This is a genomic window from Enterobacter cloacae complex sp. P29RS (genome assembly GCF_014893445.1).
Classification (GTDB): Bacteria; Pseudomonadota; Gammaproteobacteria; order Enterobacterales; family Enterobacteriaceae; genus Enterobacter; species Enterobacter intestinihominis.
Genome location: NZ_JADBPZ010000006.1, coordinates 28,181 through 47,106, shown reverse-complemented (window position 1 = coordinate 47,106; position 18,926 = coordinate 28,181). Strand labels below are relative to the sequence as shown.

At 54.1% G+C, this 18,926-nt stretch carries 17 protein-coding genes; 13 read left to right on the top strand and 4 right to left on the bottom strand.

Annotation, left to right across the window (positions count from 1 at the left end):
- Nucleotides 1–16: 16 nt before the first annotated feature.
- Complete coding sequence (bolA, locus tag IM282_RS06115) at nt 17–334, bottom strand: transcriptional regulator BolA (RefSeq protein WP_003859051.1); 318 nt, start codon at nt 332–334, stop codon at nt 17–19.
- Between the two features lie 303 nt (nt 335–637).
- Between bolA and IM282_RS06110 the strand changes: the two genes are divergently transcribed.
- From IM282_RS06110 to cyoE, 7 genes are all read left to right on the top strand, one after another.
- Complete coding sequence (locus IM282_RS06110) at nt 638–1,216, top strand: lipoprotein (protein WP_022647246.1); 579 nt, start codon at nt 638–640, stop codon at nt 1,214–1,216.
- A gap of 45 nt (nt 1,217–1,261) precedes the next feature.
- A complete protein-coding gene (gene ampG / locus IM282_RS06105; protein WP_022647245.1) occupies nt 1,262–2,737 on the top strand; it encodes a muropeptide MFS transporter AmpG in 1,476 nt (491 codons plus the stop codon).
- Between the two features lie 478 nt (nt 2,738–3,215).
- Entirely contained in the window at nt 3,216–4,163 is a 948-nt protein-coding gene (gene cyoA / locus IM282_RS06100; protein ID WP_006809886.1) for a cytochrome o ubiquinol oxidase subunit II, read from the top strand.
- A gap of 16 nt (nt 4,164–4,179) precedes the next feature.
- Complete coding sequence (gene cyoB / locus IM282_RS06095) at nt 4,180–6,171, top strand: cytochrome o ubiquinol oxidase subunit I (RefSeq protein ID WP_006809887.1); 1,992 nt, start codon at nt 4,180–4,182, stop codon at nt 6,169–6,171.
- Nucleotides 6,161–6,775, top strand: a complete 615-nt coding sequence (locus IM282_RS06090; RefSeq protein WP_022647243.1) for a cytochrome o ubiquinol oxidase subunit III — start codon at nt 6,161–6,163, stop codon at nt 6,773–6,775. Before cyoB ends, IM282_RS06090 begins: the two co-directional genes overlap by 11 nt.
- Nucleotides 6,775–7,101, top strand: a complete 327-nt coding sequence (locus IM282_RS06085; protein ID WP_006809888.1) for a cytochrome o ubiquinol oxidase subunit IV — start codon at nt 6,775–6,777, stop codon at nt 7,099–7,101. Before IM282_RS06090 ends, IM282_RS06085 begins: the two co-directional genes overlap by 1 nt.
- Nucleotides 7,102–7,112: 11 nt before the next feature.
- Nucleotides 7,113–8,000 carry a heme o synthase gene (gene cyoE, locus IM282_RS06080; protein WP_022647242.1) on the top strand — a complete coding sequence of 296 codons (888 nt, stop codon included), beginning with the start codon at nt 7,113–7,115 and terminating at the stop codon, nt 7,998–8,000.
- A 40-nt stretch (nt 8,001–8,040) separates the two neighbouring features.
- On the opposite strand, the gene fucU is transcribed toward cyoE, so the two are convergent.
- The 3 genes from fucU to fucI are packed head-to-tail and all read right to left on the bottom strand — an operon-like array spanning nt 8,041 to nt 11,693.
- The gene (gene fucU, locus IM282_RS06075) at nt 8,041–8,469 is read right to left on the bottom strand and encodes an L-fucose mutarotase (RefSeq protein WP_069596295.1); all 429 of its coding nucleotides are present in this window, start codon (nt 8,467–8,469) and stop codon (nt 8,041–8,043) included.
- On the bottom strand, nt 8,462–9,865 hold the full coding sequence (gene fucK / locus IM282_RS06070; protein ID WP_023305580.1) for an L-fuculokinase: 1,404 nt from the start codon (nt 9,863–9,865) through the stop codon (nt 8,462–8,464). The genes fucU and fucK overlap by 8 nt, the downstream gene beginning before the upstream one ends.
- A 49-nt stretch (nt 9,866–9,914) precedes the next feature.
- The gene (fucI, locus tag IM282_RS06065) at nt 9,915–11,693 is read right to left on the bottom strand and encodes an L-fucose isomerase (RefSeq protein ID WP_063163466.1); all 1,779 of its coding nucleotides are present in this window, start codon (nt 11,691–11,693) and stop codon (nt 9,915–9,917) included.
- 407 nt (nt 11,694–12,100) lie between these two features.
- Here fucI and IM282_RS06060 point away from each other — a divergent pair, with 407 nt between their 5' ends.
- The 6 genes from IM282_RS06060 to fucA are packed head-to-tail and all read left to right on the top strand — an operon-like array spanning nt 12,101 to nt 18,916.
- The gene (locus IM282_RS06060) at nt 12,101–13,600 is read left to right on the top strand and encodes a sugar ABC transporter ATP-binding protein (RefSeq protein ID WP_023299446.1); all 1,500 of its coding nucleotides are present in this window, start codon (nt 12,101–12,103) and stop codon (nt 13,598–13,600) included.
- Nucleotides 13,601–13,602: 2 nt separating this feature from the next.
- Nucleotides 13,603–14,586 carry an ABC transporter permease gene (locus IM282_RS06055; protein ID WP_022647237.1) on the top strand — a complete coding sequence of 328 codons (984 nt, stop codon included), beginning with the start codon at nt 13,603–13,605 and terminating at the stop codon, nt 14,584–14,586.
- Between the two features lie 46 nt (nt 14,587–14,632).
- Nucleotides 14,633–15,583: an ABC transporter substrate-binding protein gene (locus IM282_RS06050; RefSeq protein WP_000858088.1), complete on the top strand. Its 951-nt coding sequence runs from the start codon at nt 14,633–14,635 to the stop codon at nt 15,581–15,583.
- 11 nt (nt 15,584–15,594) lie between these two features.
- The gene (locus IM282_RS06045) at nt 15,595–17,184 is read left to right on the top strand and encodes an FGGY-family carbohydrate kinase (protein ID WP_032621616.1); all 1,590 of its coding nucleotides are present in this window, start codon (nt 15,595–15,597) and stop codon (nt 17,182–17,184) included.
- A 60-nt stretch (nt 17,185–17,244) separates the two neighbouring features.
- A complete protein-coding gene (locus IM282_RS06040; protein WP_023299444.1) occupies nt 17,245–18,240 on the top strand; it encodes a LacI family DNA-binding transcriptional regulator in 996 nt (331 codons plus the stop codon).
- A 28-nt stretch (nt 18,241–18,268) separates the two neighbouring features.
- On the top strand, nt 18,269–18,916 hold the full coding sequence (gene fucA / locus IM282_RS06035) for an L-fuculose-phosphate aldolase (RefSeq protein WP_017383181.1): 648 nt from the start codon (nt 18,269–18,271) through the stop codon (nt 18,914–18,916).
- Nucleotides 18,917–18,926: the final 10 nt, after the last annotated feature.

Genomic DNA, 18,926 nt, shown 5'->3' with positions numbered 1-18,926 from the left:
TTGCAAATCCGATTTATCAGGCGATGGTGCCTGCACCCCGACAAGGCGGTGATGCGAATACCGTATCCTGCAGCCCTTCCCATTCCTTAATGGTGTAGGTATGCAGCGCCAGCGCATGTACGGTTGTGGAGAGTTCTTCCGTCAAGGTGCTGTAGATCAAGCGGTGTCGGTTCAGGAAACGTTCTCCCGTGAAGCGATCGCTGACCAGAACCACTTTGAAGTGGCTTTCAGAACCTGCCGGCACGTTATGACGATAGCTTTCGTCGACAACTTCGAGAAACACAGGGTTGAACGCTGCCCTTAATTTTTCTTCTATCTGTTCACGTATCATCATGAAATCACTCCTCCGACAACGCTAAGATGTCACCCATCCCTTTAAATATTAGCCGCTTTTACCGGTTCCATTACACCGTGACAACAAATATTTAGCTTTCGTCTGATTTTCTCATCCAAACGGATGAAGTTCACTATGAGGTTCATACGTTTTGTCACTTACAGGCAGAGAAAAGCGGAAAGGTGGTCAGTTTTCGGACAAGGCGATGAATTTACATGCGTTGACCACTTCCCCTGGCCGTTGGCGATGTTATGATGGCGGCAATTTTTCTCTCTTTGCTTACGATTCGTTGAGAACCCGAAAATGTTAAAAAAAATCTTCTTTCCGTTGGTAGCACTCTTTATGCTCGCCGGTTGCGCAACCCCGCCGACGACCATTGACGTTTCACCAAAAATTACCCTGCCTCAGCAGGATCCAAGCCTGATGGGCGTGACGGTCAGCATTAATGGCGCCGATCAGCGTCAGGACCAGGCGCTGGCGAAAGTGACTCGCGACAACCAGCAGGTTACGCTGACCGCTTCCCGCGACCTGCGCTTCCTGTTGCAGGAAGTACTGGAAAAACAGATGACCTCCCGTGGCTACATGATTGGCCCAAGCGGCGCGGTTGATCTGCAAATCATCGTGAACAACCTGTACGCTGACGTCTCCCAGGGTAACGTTCGCTACAACATTGCGACCAAAGCCGATATCTCCATCATCGCTACCGCGAAGAACGGCAACAAGATGAACAAAAACTACCGTGCAAGCTATTCCGTTGAAGGCGCATTCCAGGCCTCCAACAAAAATATCGCTAACGCGGTTAACAGCGTGCTGACTGACACCATTGCCGACATGGCACAGGACACCAGCATTCACGACTTCATCAAGCAGAACGCACGTTAATCCTGCTGACTGACCCGGTGCTTCACCGGGTCAGTTCATAAGAACATGTCCAGTCACTACTTACGCATTTTCCAGCAACCGAAATCAGCTATTCTGCTGATCCTGGGTTTCGCCTCCGGTTTACCCCTTGCGCTCACCTCCGGCACGTTACAGGCGTGGATGACGGTTGAGAACATCGATCTTAAAACCATTGGTTTCTTCTCGCTCGTCGGCCAGGCTTACGTCTTTAAGTTCCTGTGGTCGCCAGTGATGGATCGCTATACCCCACCGTTCCTCGGGCGCCGTCGCGGCTGGTTAGTGATGACGCAGGTGCTGCTGTTGCTGGCCATTGCCGCAATGGGTTTCCTTGAACCGTCAACGCAGCTGCGCTGGATGGCCGCGCTTGCGGTGGTCATCGCCTTCTGCTCCGCCTCGCAGGACATTGTTTTTGACGCCTGGAAAACGGACGTCCTGCCAGCGGAAGAGCGTGGCGCCGGTGCGGCAATCAGCGTGCTCGGCTACCGCCTGGGTATGCTGGTTTCCGGCGGACTCGCACTGTGGCTTGCTGACCGCTATCTCGGCTGGCAGGGCATGTACTGGCTGATGGCCGCACTGCTGATCCCCTGCATTATTGCCACTCTGTTCGCGCCTGAACCGAGCGATGTGATCCCGGTTCCACGCTCGCTGGAGCAGGCCGTCGCCGCACCGCTGCGCGACTTCTTTGGTCGCAATAATGCCTGGCTGATCCTGCTGCTTATTGTCCTTTATAAGCTTGGCGACGCTTTCGCCATGAGTCTGACCACTACCTTCCTGATCCGCGGCGTCGGGTTTGATGCGGGCGAGGTCGGCGTGGTGAACAAAACCCTGGGTCTGTTTGCCACGATTGTCGGCGCGCTGTACGGCGGCGTATTGATGCAGCGCCTGACGCTGTTCCGCGCTCTGCTGATATTTGGCATCCTTCAGGGCGCATCGAATGCCGGTTACTGGCTGCTGTCGATCACCGACAAGAATATGATCAGTATGGGGACGGCGGTATTCTTTGAGAACCTGTGCGGCGGTATGGGCACTGCGGCATTTGTCGCCCTGCTGATGACGCTGTGCAATAAGTCATTTTCCGCTACCCAGTTTGCGCTGCTCTCTGCCCTTTCCGCCGTCGGGCGCGTATACGTTGGCCCCGTCGCGGGCTGGTTTGTTGAAGCCTACGGTTGGCCGACCTTTTATCTCTTCTCGGTGGTGGCGGCCGTGCCGGGGATTTTATTGCTGCTGGTCTGTCGCCAGACGCTGGAATATACCCAGCGGACGGAACACTTCATGCCGCGCACGGAATATCACGCTGCCTATCGGTTTGCCCTGCGTCTGCTAATGGCAGGTTGTCTTGCCCTGGTAGGGTGGCTCACGGTGCTCATCATGAATGCGACTACCGACTTGTCACTTCCTTTTGAAACCCTTCTGCTTGATGCAGGTGTGTTTCTCGCTCTGGCGGGGATCCTGACGGGTGGGATGCTGGATTTCATGTCATTACGAAAAACGCAGATGACATGAAGTAAAAAGCGAAAGGTTATTTCCCGTTGTAATAACAGCCCGAAATTATAACGGTGAAATAACCGCCATCGACAAAAAAAATATTTGTTGTTTTGTGCGGGATAGCATTCGGAAATTATTGGAGCTTATTTCGCTACGCTATTTTTCATTAAACGATTCAGCATTCGAAACATTGAATTTTCGTTTTTTAGTTGTCTTTTTATTGATAATTAATTGTTAACTAATTGTGTGTTTTTCGCAATGGTTATACCAATTGTCCCTTTTGCGGTATGCTGGGGCACCCTTTCGTTATAACGCCCACTCCGTGCGGCTTCCGTCTGGAAACGCGACATAATTTGCAACACTTGTGACATGTGCGGCAGAACCCAGTAACACCTTCCTGACACAGGGCTAATGATGTTTACAGTAATGTAACCTTCCCGTAAAATGCCCCCACACTTTAAACGCCACCAGACTCCCGTGGAATTGAGGTCGTTAAATGAGACTCAGGAAATACAATAAAAGTTTGGGATGGTTGTCATTATTCGCAGGCACTGTATTACTCAGTGGCTGCGATTCTGCACTACTAGACCCCAAAGGACAGATTGGACTGGAACAACGTTCATTGATACTGACGGCTTTTGGCCTGATGTTGATTGTGGTTATTCCTGCCATCTTGATGGCTGTTGGTTTCGCCTGGAAGTATCGTGCGAGCAATAAAGATGCGAAGTATAGCCCTAACTGGTCACACTCCAATAAAGTGGAAGCTGTGGTCTGGACGGTACCTATTCTGATCATCCTGTTCCTTGCTGTACTGACCTGGAAAACCACTCACGCACTTGAGCCGAGCAAACCGCTGGTTCACGATGAAAAACCCATTACCATTGAAGTGGTCTCCATGGACTGGAAATGGTTCTTCATCTATCCAGAACAGGGCATTGCTACCGTGAATGAAATCGCCTTCCCGGCGAACACTCCGGTTCAGTTCAAAGTGACCTCCAACTCCGTAATGAACTCCTTCTTCATCCCACGTCTGGGCAGCCAGATTTACGCGATGGCCGGTATGCAGACTAACCTGCATCTGATTGCGAATGAAGCAGGCACCTACGACGGTATCTCCGCCAGCTATAGTGGCCCGGGCTTCTCGGGTATGAAGTTCAAAGCTATCGCTACGCCAGACCGCGCGACTTTCGACCAGTGGGTTGCAAAAGCGAAGCAGTCTCCAAACACCATGTCTGACATGGCGGCGTTCGAAAAAGTGGCTGCACCTAGCGAATACAACAAGGTGGAGTACTTCTCTAACGTGAAACCGAATCTGTTCAAAGATGTTATTGGCAAATTTATGGATCACGGCATGAGCATGGACATGACCCAGCCTGAAGGCGAGCACAACACGCACCAGGGTATGGAAGGCATGGACATGAGCCACGCGGAAACCGCTCACTAAGGGGCCGAGGAAGAAAATGTTCGGAAAATTGACATTGGATGCGGTGCCGTACCATGAACCCATTATCATGGTTACGATTGCTGCAATTATCATTGGTGGCGCGGCCTTAGTTGGCCTGATCACTTACTTCGGTAAGTGGAGCTACCTGTGGAACGAGTGGCTGACTTCGGTTGACCACAAAAAACTCGGCATCATGTACTGCATCGTCGGTATCGTCATGTTAATTCGTGGCTTTGCGGATGCAATCATGATGCGTAGCCAGCAGGCGCTTGCGTCTGCGGGCGAAGCCGGATTCCTGCCACCGCACCACTACGATCAGATCTTTACCGCTCACGGCGTTATCATGATCTTCTTCGTGGCGATGCCGCTGGTAATCGGTCTGATGAACGTTGTCGTTCCGCTGCAAATCGGCGCGCGCGACGTTGCGTTCCCGTTCCTGAACAACCTGAGCTTCTGGTTCACCGTTGTCGGCGTTATCCTGGTTAACCTGTCACTGGGTGTGGGCGAATTTGCTCAGACCGGCTGGCTGGCCTACCCGCCACTTTCGGGAATTGAGTACAGTCCGGGCGTGGGCGTTGACTACTGGATTTGGGCGCTTCAGCTCTCCGGTGTCGGTACCACCCTGACCGGTATTAACTTCTTCGTGACCATCCTGAAGATGCGTGCACCAGGTATGACGATGTTCAAGATGCCAGTATTTACCTGGGCATCTCTGTGCGCCAACGTCCTGATTATCGCGTCGTTCCCAATTCTGACCGTCACCATCGCGCTGCTGACCCTGGATCGCTATCTGGGTACCCATTTCTTCACGAATGATATGGGTGGCAACATGATGATGTACATCAACCTGATTTGGGCCTGGGGTCACCCGGAAGTGTACATCCTGGTTCTGCCGGTGTTCGGTGTGTTCTCCGAAATCGCGGCAACCTTCTCGCGTAAACGTCTGTTTGGTTACACCTCTCTGGTGTGGGCAACTGTGTGTATTACCGTCCTGTCGTTCATCGTCTGGCTGCACCACTTCTTCACCATGGGTGCGGGCGCCAACGTAAACGCCTTCTTTGGTATTACCACTATGATTATCGCGATCCCGACCGGGGTTAAGATCTTCAACTGGCTGTTCACCATGTACCAGGGCCGCATCCAGTTCCACTCAGCGATGCTGTGGACCATCGGCTTCATCGTGACCTTCTCCGTAGGTGGGATGACCGGCGTGCTGCTGGCGGTTCCGGGCGCTGACTTTGTCCTGCACAACAGTCTGTTCCTGATTGCGCACTTCCATAACGTTATCATCGGCGGCGTCGTCTTCGGCTGCTTCGCAGGTGTGACCTACTGGTGGCCAAAAGCGTTCGGTTTCACCCTGAACGAAAAATGGGGCAAACGCGCGTTCTGGTTCTGGATCATCGGCTTCTTCGTGGCGTTTATGCCGCTGTACGTGCTGGGCTTCATGGGGATGACCCGTCGTCTGAGCCAGCAGATCGATCCGCAGTTCCATCCGATGCTGATGATTGCAGCGGGCGGCGCCGCGCTGATTGCCTGCGGTATCCTGTGCCAGCTGATTCAGTACTACGTGTCTATCCGTGACCGTAACCTGAACCGCGACCTGACCGGTGACCCGTGGGGTGGCCGTACGCTGGAGTGGTCTACCTCTTCTCCACCTCCGTTCTATAACTTTGCCGTAGTGCCGCACATTCATGAGCGTGACGCATTCTGGGAAATGAAAGAAAAAGGTGAAGCGTACAAGCAACCTGAACATTACGAAGAGATCCATATGCCGAAAAACAGCGGTGCGGGCATCGTGATTGCCGCCTTCGCAACGGTATTTGGTTTCGCAATGATCTGGCACATCTGGTGGATGGCGATTGTTGGCTTCGCTGGCATCGTAATCAGCTGGATTGTGAAGAGCTTTGACGAGGACGTGGACTACTACGTACCAGTCCGTGAAGTTGAAAAGCTGGAAAACCAGCATTTTGACGAGATTTCTAAAGCGGGGCTGAAAAATGGCAACTGATACTCTGGCGCACTCGACTGCCCACGCGCATGAACATGCGCACCATGATACAGGACCGACGAAAGTCTTCGGTTTCTGGATCTACCTGATGAGCGACTGCATCCTGTTCTGCTGTCTGTTCGCAACCTATGCCGTTCTGGTGAACGGCACAGCGGGCGGCCCGACCGGTAAGGACATCTTTGAGCTGCCGTTCGTTCTGGTTGAAACCGCACTGCTGTTATTCAGCTCCATCACCTACGGCATGGCGGCTATCGCCATGTACAAAAACAACAAAAGCCAGGTTGTTTCCTGGCTGGCGTTGACCTGGTTGTTTGGTGCTGGCTTTATCGGGATGGAAATCTATGAATTCCATCACCTGATTGCGGAAGGCTTTGGTCCGGATCGCAGTGGCTTCCTGTCAGCGTTCTTCGCGCTGGTCGGCACCCACGGTCTGCACGTGACCTCTGGTCTGATCTGGATGGCAGTGCTGATGTTCCAGATCTCCCGTCGCGGCCTGACCAGTACTAACCGTACCCGTATCATGTGCCTGAGCCTGTTCTGGCACTTCCTGGACGTGGTATGGATCTGTGTGTTCTCTGTTGTCTATCTGATGGGGGCGATGTAATGAGTCATTCTAACGATCATGGCGCTTCCCACGGCAGCGTAAAAACCTACATGACAGGTTTCATCCTGTCGATCATCCTGACGGTGATCCCGTTCTGGATGGTGATGAACGGTTCTGCATCTAAGCCGGTTATCCTGGGCGCAATCCTGGTGACCGCGGTGATTCAGATTCTGGTGCATCTGGTTTGCTTCCTGCACATGAACACCAAGTCCGATGAAGGCTGGAACATGACGGCCTTTATCTTTACCGTGATTATCATCGCTATCCTGGTAGTCGGTTCCATCTGGATTATGTGGAACCTTAACTACAACATGATGGTTCACTAAGAGCGGCGAGTATGTTTAAGCAATACCTGCAAGTCACGAAACCAGGCATCATCTTTGGCAACCTGATCTCCGTAATCGGAGGGTTCCTGCTGGCCTCTAAAGGCAGCATTGATTACACCCTCTTTATTTACACGCTGGTCGGTGTGTCACTGGTGGTTGCGTCCGGTTGTGTATTTAACAACTACATCGACATGGATATCGACAAGAAGATGGAAAGGACCAAAAATCGGGTGCTGGTTAAAGGCCTGATTGCTCCTTCCGTCTCGCTGGTGTACGCCACCTTGCTGGGTATTGCTGGCTTTATGCTGCTGTGGTTTGGTGCTAACCCGCTGGCCTGCTGGCTGGGGGTGATGGGGTTCGTGGTGTATGTAGGCGTCTACAGCCTGTATATGAAACGCCACTCCGTCTACGGCACGCTGATTGGTTCTCTCTCCGGCGCTGCGCCGCCGGTGATTGGCTACTGCGCCGTCACGAACGAGTTCGACAGCGGTGCGCTGATCCTGCTGGCTATCTTTAGCCTGTGGCAGATGCCGCACTCCTACGCCATCGCGATTTTCCGCTTTAAGGATTATCAGGCAGCGAACATTCCGGTTCTGCCGGTCGTGAAAGGCATCTCAGTTGCCAAAAACCACATCACGCTGTACATCATCGCTTTTGCCGTGGCAACGCTGATGCTCTCTCTGGGCGGTTACGCCGGATATAAATATCTGGTGGTAGCAGCTGCGGTGAGCGTCTGGTGGCTCGGCATGGCTCTGCGCGGTTACAAAGTGGAAGATGACAAGGTCTGGGCACGCAAGCTGTTTGTGTTCTCGATTGTCGCCATCACCTCCCTGTCCGTGATGATGTCCGTAGACTTCATGGTGCCAGATTCACAAAGCCTGCTGACGTACGTCTGGTAAGAAGACTGAAGTGAAAACGCCGGGTTTAACCCGGCGTTTTTTATTGGTACGGCGTAACCCCTTTCTTTAACAGTATATTACCGTATTTCGCTGTCTCGCCTGTCACCACAATGGCGTACGCTTTCTGTGCCCGCGCATAAAACGCATAACGGTCAATACGCGTAATCCCCTCCCCTTCCGCCTCACCAAAGAGTGCGTTGCGATAGCGTGCTTCTACCTGTATATCGAGCGTATCCCCGTCGACAGGGGCCATCATCACCAGCGGTGGCGCATAGCTGTCGAGTTCAAACAGCGGTACCACCGCGGCCAGCAAATCGCTGATGAGCAGGCCATCCGCGCGGATCGTCTTTGGCCCCAGGCTGTGCGCGGGAAAGTGAGCGTCTGCAAAAATAATCTCGTCACCATGGCCCATCTCTGCCAGCGTTTTCAGCAGCTCGGGTGAAATCAGTGGGGATATCGTTTTAAGCACGGCTTTGCTCCTCAGGATAGAAATAACGGTAACGATAGTGGACCCGATCGCGAGCAGCCTCAGCGCTGGCCGTTTCTCCGACGCCCCACCATCCGTACAAAGACGCCCCCAGCACGGTCGTATCTGCATCTTCAAGAACCTTCACCGGGATCCCAAGCGCATTGGACTTGAGCTGATTCCACAGCATATTGCGGCTACCTCCCCCCACCAGCAGGAGTTCACGCGCCTTAAATTGCGCGATCGCCTCCAGCGCCTGGAGTTTTTCTTGCAGATGCACCGTGAGTCCTTCCAGGGCTGCGCGGTAAAAATGGGCTGGCGTGGTGGTGAGCGTAACGCCCTGCCAGCCGGCGAGCGGAGAATCGAGCAACTGGGTATTCATCGTGACGCCATCCGCCCCGTACGGAATTGCCGCCGCCTGAGCCAGAATAGTGTCCCAGTTGACATCAGGCGACCAGAACAGCGCGCGGATCCACTCCAGTACGCCAGACGCCAGATATTGCATTCCCGGATTATAGAGCCCCGTCCGGCTATCCAGTTCGCAGGTCGCGCCCGGGTATTGCCCCAGTAAAGCGGTATCAACCTGCGAGGTGCGCGCCATTAAAATCTCCCAGGTTCCCGAAGAGAGAACCGGCTCATTAATTCCCGCACCGGCGCCAAAAAGGGCAAACTGCGTATCGTGCCCGGCGGAGATCACCGGCACACCGCAAGGCAATCCGAGTCTGGATGCAGCGTCGGGCTGCAGTTCACCCATCATCTCTCCGGGGGAAACCAGCGGCGGGAAAAGGGAATGAGGCACGCCGATCTTGCTTAAGATCGTTTCGCTGAAGCACCGCTGATGCAGATCGAACATCTGACTGGTACCGGCCATCGTGAGATCGGTCGTCATTTTTCCGGTCAGGCGATGGTTGATTAGCGAGGAGATAAAAAGCCAGGCGTGAGCACGCTGTAACAGATCGGGATGGTTGTCCTGAAGCCAGCCTAGCTTATACAACGTGTTGAAACTAAACTGCCCAACGCCGGTGATCTGCTGTAGTTCAGCCGGGGAGCATAAACGGGCAACCGCTTCCATCACCGGCACGGTTCGTGGACATTTCCAGCTGATGATCGGGTAAAGCAGTTCTCCGCGCTCATCTACCAGCGCGCCATCCACGCCAAAGGTCGTCACACTCATTCCGCACAGTTGATGCTTGCTCAGCACTGCGCTGATTTTCTGACAACAGACGGCAAAACGTTGCATGATGGCGTCGAGCGACCACTGGTGCCAGGCCGGATTTTCAGCGGCACTTTCGCTTTCGTTCGCCACCGAGGCTCGCGCCACAATATTCCCTTCAGGATCCAGCGCAATGGCGCGCACGTTCGTCGCGCCACAATCGAGAACCAGAAAACATTTTTTCATTGCGGTCCCCACAGGCTGCCAGTCCGCCGGAGCAGGCTGGCAAACCGGCTTATTGTTTGTATAACGGTCCGTAATTTTCACAGGCGCGGTAATCCTGCCCTTCCGGATCCATACCGTGAGCGCCCCAGGCCGTCGGCCGATAAATCAGCGCCTCCGGTACGTTATGCATGCACACGGGAATGCGCAGCATGGACGCCAGGGTGATGAAATCAGCACCAACGTGCCCGACGGTTAATACTCCGTGGTTAGCGCCCCAGTTCGCCATCACTGAATAGACGTCGCTGAACGGGCCTTTACCGGTCAGACGTGGGGCAAACCAGGTGGTGGGCCAGGTTGAATCGGTGCGCTTATTCAGAATGTCATGTACTTGTTCCGGCAGCTCAACACTCCAGCCTTCCGCTATCTGTAATACCGGGCCCACCCCCTTGATGAGGTTTACGCGGGTCATGGTAAATGGCACGCCACCTCGGGTGAGGAAGTTTGATGAGAAACCGCCCCCGCGAAAGTATTCATGCACCGCCGGACACCAGTGGGTTGCGGCCAGGCACGCGTTGGCTTCCTGCTCAGTAATGTCCCAGTGTGGTTTCAGGGTCGGTTTCCCCTCGGCGTCTTTCTGCTCCGCTGTACCGTCCAGTGCCGCCGAGCCGGAGTTGATCAGATGAATAATGCCCTGCTCAGCCCGTCCAGTGAGTTTCTGACCGGTAACACGCTCAACCGACTCTGGCGACCAGTAGGTGCGCACGTCGGCAAAGATTTGCGCTGTACCGGTCATCAGATGTCCAAACAGCATTGCTACCCCGTTCAGGCTGTCATTTTCCGTCGCCACCACCAACGGCTGGCGAATACCGTTCCAGTCAAAGGAGCTGTTCAGCAGCGCCTCTGCGGTATCGCCATTTGGATACTGATCCGTCCAGTGGCGCTGTCCCTGGAACCCGGACGCGATGGCGTTATAGCCCAGAGATTCCTCCACGCGGCCCATCGCAGCGAGTTTTGGGTTACCCTGCATCATGTCGCGGATGCACATCGCCATCAGCAGACTCTCCCGCAGGATCGCGGCATTCTCCTGTTCATTGCGACGATACTGCTCCGCGTTTTTATCCTCGCCGAAACGGAAATGTGCTTGCGCCCAGTCCAGGGCCAGCTCAAGTTCTTGCTCGTCGTAAATCTTATGATCGATGCGGCGACGCAGTTCGGTCATATCCACCGCCTGCACCTTCATCCCCAGCCAGGATTCAAAGAAGTTGTGATCGACAATCGAGCCCGCAATCCCCATTGAGACACCGCCCACCGACAGATAACTTTTCCCCTTCATGCTGGCAACCGCCAGGCCCGCCCGGGCGAAGCGCAACAATTTTTCCTCAACGTCTGCCGGGATGGTCTCGTCGCCCGCATCCTGTACATCGTGGCCGTAAATGGAAAACGCCGGGATCCCTTTCTGGTTATGCGCCGCCAGTGCCGCAGCGAGGTATACCGCCCCCGGACGCTCGGTGCCGTTAAAGCCCCAGATCGCTTTCGGACGCAGCGGATCCATATCAATGGTTTCACTCCCGTAACACCAGCAGGGGGTGACGGTGATCGTCAGACCAACGTGGCACGTGCTGAACTTCTCTTCGCAAGCGGCGGACTCCGCCATTCCGGCAATGCAGCTATCGGCAATCACGCACTCAACGGGCGTACCGCAGGGGTGGCGTAATTTTTCACTGACTAGCGCCGCCGTGGCTTTCGCCATGTTCATGGTCTGCTCTTCCAGAGACTCGCGTACGCCCATTCGGCGGCCATCAATAACAGGTCGAATGCCAATACGGGGTAACGCTTTTATCGTTTTCATAGCCCTTCCTCACGTTGGTTAACCTATCCGTCTCAGGGGCATAGCCGTGAAAAAGCGCCCAGGCAGCGCCGTGAACGGAAAGTGGTGAAATTTGCTAACTCGAATTAGCTTAGGGTTCACACTAAAAATGAGACAAGATAAATGTGCAGGATCTGTGAGCAGTTTCACGATGAGAGGTCAAAATTCGATCAGTGTCAGGTATTACGATTCAGCAAAAATTAAACATATCGTTTAAATTCAATTAAATAACAAAATACCTTTGCACGACGTCACAATTTGAATACAAATGATTTGGCTAAATTATAACCCTAAAATAGCTTTTAAGGACGAAAGCTAAGTCGAGTTAGCTTATTAACTAAATCACTGTGGCTTGTGATTCATTGCCTTTCCAACACAGGAATTTTGCAATGTCAGAGACTCTTATTCAGATGACGTGCATTACCAAACGCTTTCCCGGCGTGCTGGCGCTGAATCAGGTTGATTTCGATTTACGCTGCGGCGAAGTTCATGCCCTCTTAGGTGAAAACGGTGCCGGCAAATCGACGCTGATGAAAATTTTATCCGGTGTTTACCAACCTGATGCCGGTGAAATTCGCTTTGAAGGGCAATCCGTATCATTCAGCGATCCGCTAAGTGCTCAGCATGCAGGTATTACGATTATCCATCAGGAATTTAATCTCTTCCCCGATTTAACCGTGGAAGAGAATATCTTTATTGGCCGTGAATTCTGCAAAAATAGTCGCTGGCAGTTAGATAAACGCGCCCAGCGACAGGCGGTTGAGAAAATACTGCACACGCTGAATTTAAAAATCGCCCCGGACGCCCGCGTCAGTGAATTAACCGTAGCCCAGCAGCAGATGGTGGAAATTGCCAAAGCGATTTCGGTCAATGCCAAAGTGCTAATCATGGATGAACCCACCGCCGCGCTGACCGAAAGTGAAATCGAGAGTTTGTTTGACGTCACGCGGATGCTCAAGGCTCAGGGCACGGGGATTGTCTACATCTCGCACCGTCTGGAAGAGCTGGCGCTGATCGCCGATCGCGCGACCGTCATGCGCGACGGACAATACATCGCCACCGTAGATTATGAAACGGTTCAGATCGGCGAGCTTATCGCCATGATGGTTGGCCGCAATCTCGATAACATCTACCCAAAACGCCCGCCGCATCAGCGCAGAGAAAAAGTGCTGGAGGTGAACGGCCTGACGCGTAATGGTGTACTGCATGACATCAACTTTACCCTCTGGCGCGGTGAGATCCTTGGTCTCGCTGGCTTAATGGGCGCAGGCCGAACTGAACTGGGCCGGGCCCTGTTTGGCGCCGATGCTATCGACGCTGGCACCCTGACGCTGAACGGCACCCCCACACGTATTAAAGACGTGGCTGACGCCATTGAGAAAGGCATCAGCTATTTAACAGAAGACCGCAAAAAAGAGGGACTCGCCCTCGGCCTTTCTGTTGAGATGAACATTATGCTCGGCAATTACCCGGACTACGCTGGCGCCGCAGGTAATGTTGATGAAAAACGCTGCCGGGAGTCCAGCCAGAAACTGGTGGATACGCTGCGAATAAAAACGCCACATCTGGAACAGGCGGCACTGAATTTAAGCGGCGGTAATCAACAGAAGATTATTATTGCCCGCTGGGTCTGCAAAGACACCGATATTTTAATTTTTGATGAGCCAACCCGGGGAATTGACGTTGGCGCCAAGCTGGAAATCTACGAATTAATGAATCGCCTTGTCGCTAAAGGTAAATCGATCATCATGATTTCATCCGAACTGCCGGAAGTATTAGGAATGTGTGACCGCATACTCGTGATGCGCAGCGGCCGCATTGCCGGCGAAATAGCGGCTGAGCACGCCACCCAGGAAAAAATCATGCAATACGCCACGCTGGAGGATTAATCATGTCCGTTACCGTTCCATCGCCGCAAAGCGGAAGTCATACGATGAAAATAAATAAAGCGCTCCTGATGCGTCTGGCGCCTCTTTTTAGCCTGGTATTGCTGGTTCTGTTTTTCAGCTTCAGCTCTCCGTTCTTCTTTAATACTGAAAATATCATGACTATCGCCCTGCAAACGGCGGTGATTGGCATCATGGCCATTGGCGTGACCTTTGTGATTATTACCGCCGGGATCGACCTGTCGCTTGGATCGGTGGTGGCGTTCTCAGGGGTTGCGGTGGGCATCGCCGCCGGGTTTGGTATGCCGTTGCCGGTCTGTATTCTGGCAGGCGTGCTCGCAGGCGGACTTTGCGGCTATGTGAACGCGTTTCTGGTCACCAAAATGACCATACCACCGTTTATTGCCACCCTCGGCTTAATGATGTCGGTACGCGGCATCAATATGGTGATGACCGATGGCCGCGCGATTTATTTTTCTGACTACCCGCAGTTCAAGCTGCTAGCACAGGGTCGCCTGTTCGACGTTCTGCCTTATCCGGTGTTCTACCTGGTCATCGTGGCACTGATCGCCATGTGGATCCTGAAGAAAACGGTGATGGGCCGCTATATCTACGCTGTCGGCAGCAATGAAACGGCGGCACACCTTTCCGGGATCAAAGTCCAGCGAGTGAAAATTTTCGTTTACGCCTTCTGCGGCCTGTTAACCGGCGTGGCCGGGGTGATCCTCGCCTCTCGTCTCAACTCAGGCCAGCCAACCGTGGGCGTGGGTTATGAGCTGGAAGCCATTGCGGCGGTAGTGATCGGCGGTACCAGTCTGATGGGCGGCGTGGGCACGATTGGCGGCACCATCATAGGCGCGTTCATTATGAGCGTGCTGAAAAACGGCCTCAATCTCATGGGCGTGTCCCAGTTCTGGCAGATGGTGGCGATGGGCGTGGTCGTCGTTGCCGCCGTCTACCTGGACACGTTACGTAAAAGAATGCGTTAGGTTCTCGATACAACAAGCCCTGCCAACCCTACAACGGAGCAAAATAATGAAAACCAGCCATATCCTGAGCGCCCTGTCGCTCGTTGCCATCCTGTCCAGCAGCGCGCTGGCAAAAGATTTAAACCTGCCGGTGGTCAGTAAAGGTTACCAGCACGAATTCTGGCAGACGGTCAAAATGGGAACGGAAGCTGCCGCAAAAGAGTTGGGTGACAAAACCAGCTACGTTGGCCCTGCCGATGAAACGCAAATCGCCGAACAGATCCAGTTAGTCGAAAACACCATGGCACAAAAACCAAACGGCCTGTTGCTGGCCGCACTTGATGCAAACGCCCTTGCCCCGCTGGTCGAAACCGCCAACAGCCGGGGGATCAAAGTGGTGACCTTCGACTCGGGCGTGAACTCGGATATCCCGGCCAGCTTTGTCGCCACCAATAACCGTAAGGCGGGCGCACAGGCTGCGGATGCGCTGGCGGAGCAGGTAGGCCAGAAGGGGAAAGTGGGTATTATCGCCCACGTAGCCGGGACGACGTCCGCCATTGAGCGCTCTGAAGGGTTCAGCGAGCGGATGAAAGAGAAGTACCCGAATATTCAGGTACTGCCGGTGCAATACAGCGATGGCGACCCGCAAAAAGCGATGGATAAAACCATTGATATGGTTCAGGCCAACCCGGATATCGCCGGTATTTATGCCACCAACGAAGGCTCAACCCTGGGCGTTGCGAACGCTATCGACAGCCAGAATCTGAAGGGCAAAGTAAAAGTCATCGGTTTTGACAGCACCGAAGCCATCATTAACTTCCTTAAAAACGGTGTGATTCAGGGCTTCGTGGTGCAGGACGCCTATCAGATTGGTTATCAGGGCATAAAAGCGCTGAACGCGGTGATTTCCGGACAGACGGTGGCCAAAGAAATTGATATTCCAGTGAAATATGTCAATGCGCAGAATATCAACACGCCTGAAATTGATAAACTGCTGCATCCGTTTGGTAAAAAATAAGGAAGTTCATGATGAGTGACGGCTATTTCCTCGGGGTAGATGTAGGTTCAGCCAGCGTTCGTGCAGGGCTTTACTCTGCGCAAGGCGAGCGTTTGAGCTTCGCGACCCGTCCGATTTCGCAGTTTCACGCCAGCAATGCGCGCGTGGAACAATCCTCTGTGGAAATCTGGCAGCAGGTTTGTGCGGTGGTGCGGGAAGCCGTCGACTCCTCTGGGATTTCACCTGACGCCATTCGTTCGATTGGCTTCGACGCCACGTGCTCGCTGGTCGCGCTGGATGCTGACGGTAACGGCCTGAGCGTCTCCCCGGACAGTCCGGCATCGCAGGACATCATTATGTGGATGGATCATCGTGCTCACGAAGAAACCGTTCACATCAATGCCACACGCGATCCGGCCCTGTGCTACGTGGGCGGCGAGGTCAGCATCGAGATGGAGTTGCCAAAACTGCTGTGGTTGCAGCGGCATCATCCTGAAACCTGGAATCAGGCCTGGCGCTTTTACGACCTTGCCGATTTTCTGGTCTGGAAAGCGACGGGCCAGGACGTCGCCAGCCTGTGCACCCTCACCTGCAAATGGAACTACCTTGCGCATGAGGCGCAGTTCAGCGAATCGCTGCTCAGGGCGGTGGGGCTGGAAAACTTACTGACAAAAATTCCCGGCACTATTCTGGACGTCGCTGAATGCGTCGGAAAACTTAGCCCGCAGGCAGCGCAAGCTCTGGGTTTGTCCGAAGAAGTGGTTGTGGCAAGCGGCATGATCGATGCCCACGCGGGTGGCGTGGCGCTGACGGGCTCACACCCGGAAGGCACGCTGGCGCTCATCAGCGGAACCTCGAACTGCCATATGCTTGCCAGTCAGACGGAGATCCATACGCCCGGCGTCTGGGGACCTTACTGGAGCGCCATGCTGCCGGGCTACTGGCTGACGGAAGGCGGGCAAAGTGCTGCCGGGGCGCTGGTCGACTGGACGTTGCGCGAGCACGGAGTCAGCGCAGAGCTGTTTGCAAAAGCAGAAGCGGCGCAATGCCATCCGGTGGCATTACTCAACGACTGGGTAGCCGCACTTGAACAGGAAGAAAAATATCCCACCCGCAACCTGCACATTCTGGCCGATCACCACGGCAACCGCTCGCCGCGTTCGCGTCCTGATGCCCGGGGCAGCGTTGTCGGTCTGACATTAGAGACCGGTGAGCGCGCGCTGGCGAGGCTCTATCTGGCCACGCTACAGGCCATTGCCTACGGCACACGACACATTATGGATACTCTGAAACATCATGGGCACACCTTGTCGCGCATTGTCATTTGTGGTGGAGCTACTCATAACCGGCTCTGGCTGCGGGAGTATGCCGATGCCACAGGCTGCGATATTCACCTTTTAGCCGAAGAAGATGCGGTCACTCTCGGCGCGGCCATTTGCGGCGCTGTGGCGAGCGGTGCATGGGCAACGCTTACCGACGCCACCCGGGAAATGGTCAAAGCCGGCGCTATCATCACCCGTCGGCCGGAAACCGCGGCCTTCCACCGGCAAAAATATGAGGCGTACCTGATGCTGTGGACCCAGCAACAGGCGCTTAATCTCCTGATGCAGCAGGAAATGTAATGGCAGGATGCGTATGCTTTATCAGCAGTTTTTACGTACGTTAAGGATTGAGGCGTAGCGATGGCCAAAACAGTTGAACAGATAGCGAAGGATCTGAATTTATCCGTCACCACCGTGCGGCTGGTACTGAGCGGGAAAGCCGAACAGTATCGGATCAGTGTGAAAACACAGTCCCGAATTAATGAACACGTCGAGCGCTTCGGCTATACCCTCAACCATTCGGCGCGCAGTCTGAAGTTAAACAAAACCGAGACGCTGGGGCTCATCGTGCCCAACATCTCAAACGTGTTCTTTGCAACGCTCGCCGAGAAACTCGAACTGCGCTGCCGCCGTTCGGGCTACCAGCTGATGATCAGCTGTACTTACAACGATGTGGATTACGAAAACAAGCTGGTAAAAGCTCTGATGGCGCGCAACGTGGACGGCTTATTTATCGTTCCCTCGACGCTGGAAAATCAGCAGCATCATTTGCGGCAGATCCAAAAGCCACTGGTGCTCCTTGACCGGGATTTTGGCTTTACTGACAACGCGCTGGTAGAGAGTCATAACGAGGCTGGGGGGGATGAACTGGCCCGCAATATGTTGGAAGAGTGCAAAACGCCGCTCTGGTTCCTTGTGGGCGATACCGCACTGCCCAGCATTACGGACCGTCTGAACGGCTATTTGCAGGCCCTGAAAACAGCCGGTATTCACCATCGCGAGTGGGTCATCGAAGGGCCGGACAATACGCCGGAGGGGGGATATGCCCTGATGGATTCGCTTATCGACAGCCAGGGTGTTCCGCAGGCGTTTATCGCCTCATCGTTACCCGTCCTGGAAGGGGCAATCGAAGCCCTGCGGACGCGTACCGGTACCGTGCCTCAACACATCAATATTGGTACCTTCGATGAGCACCCCATGCTGGGGTTCCTGCCTAACAGCGTCTGGTCCATGCAGCAGGATGAAGATACCTGGGCGGAAAAAGCGTTTGAACTGATGCAGCGAGCCATCGACGGCGAAGCGGTCAACGAGACGGCGAAAGTCGATATGAAGCTGGTCAAACGTTCCCGCCAGTAAAAATAAAACTGTACCCGGAGAATAAAAAATGGAACGAGCCCGATTAGCCAGAGACATTATCGACACCTGCCTTGAGATGACCCGCATGGGATTAAATCAGGGCACCGCCGGGAATATCAGCGTTCGCTATCGCGACGGTATGCTGATTACGCCGACCGGAATTCCCTACGAGCATCTGACCGAAGAGAGTATCGTCTATGTCGATGCACAGGGGCGACACGAAGAGGATAAACTACCCTCCAGCGAATGGCGTTTTCATCAGGTTGTGTATCAGACCCGCCCGGATGCTAACGCCGTCGTCCATAACCATGCGGTTAACTGTACCGCCGTCTCGATACTCAACCGCCCCATTCCTGCTATTCACTATATGATTGCCGCCGCCGGGGGAAACTCCATTCCCTGCGCGCCTTACGCGACCTTCGGGACGCGCGCGCTGTCAGAGCATGTCGCGGTCGCGTTACGCGATCGCAAAGCGACGCTATTACAGCACCACGGCCTGATCACCTGCGAAGAAAATCTTGAGAAGGCACTGTGGCTGGCGCAGGAGGTAGAGGTGCTGGCAAAACTCTACCTGGCCACGCTGGCGATCGTGGATCCCGTTCCGGTACTCAGTGACGATGAAATTGCCATTGTTCTTGAGAAATTTAAAAGCTACGGGTTGCGCGTCGAGGCGTAATTTTTTATCC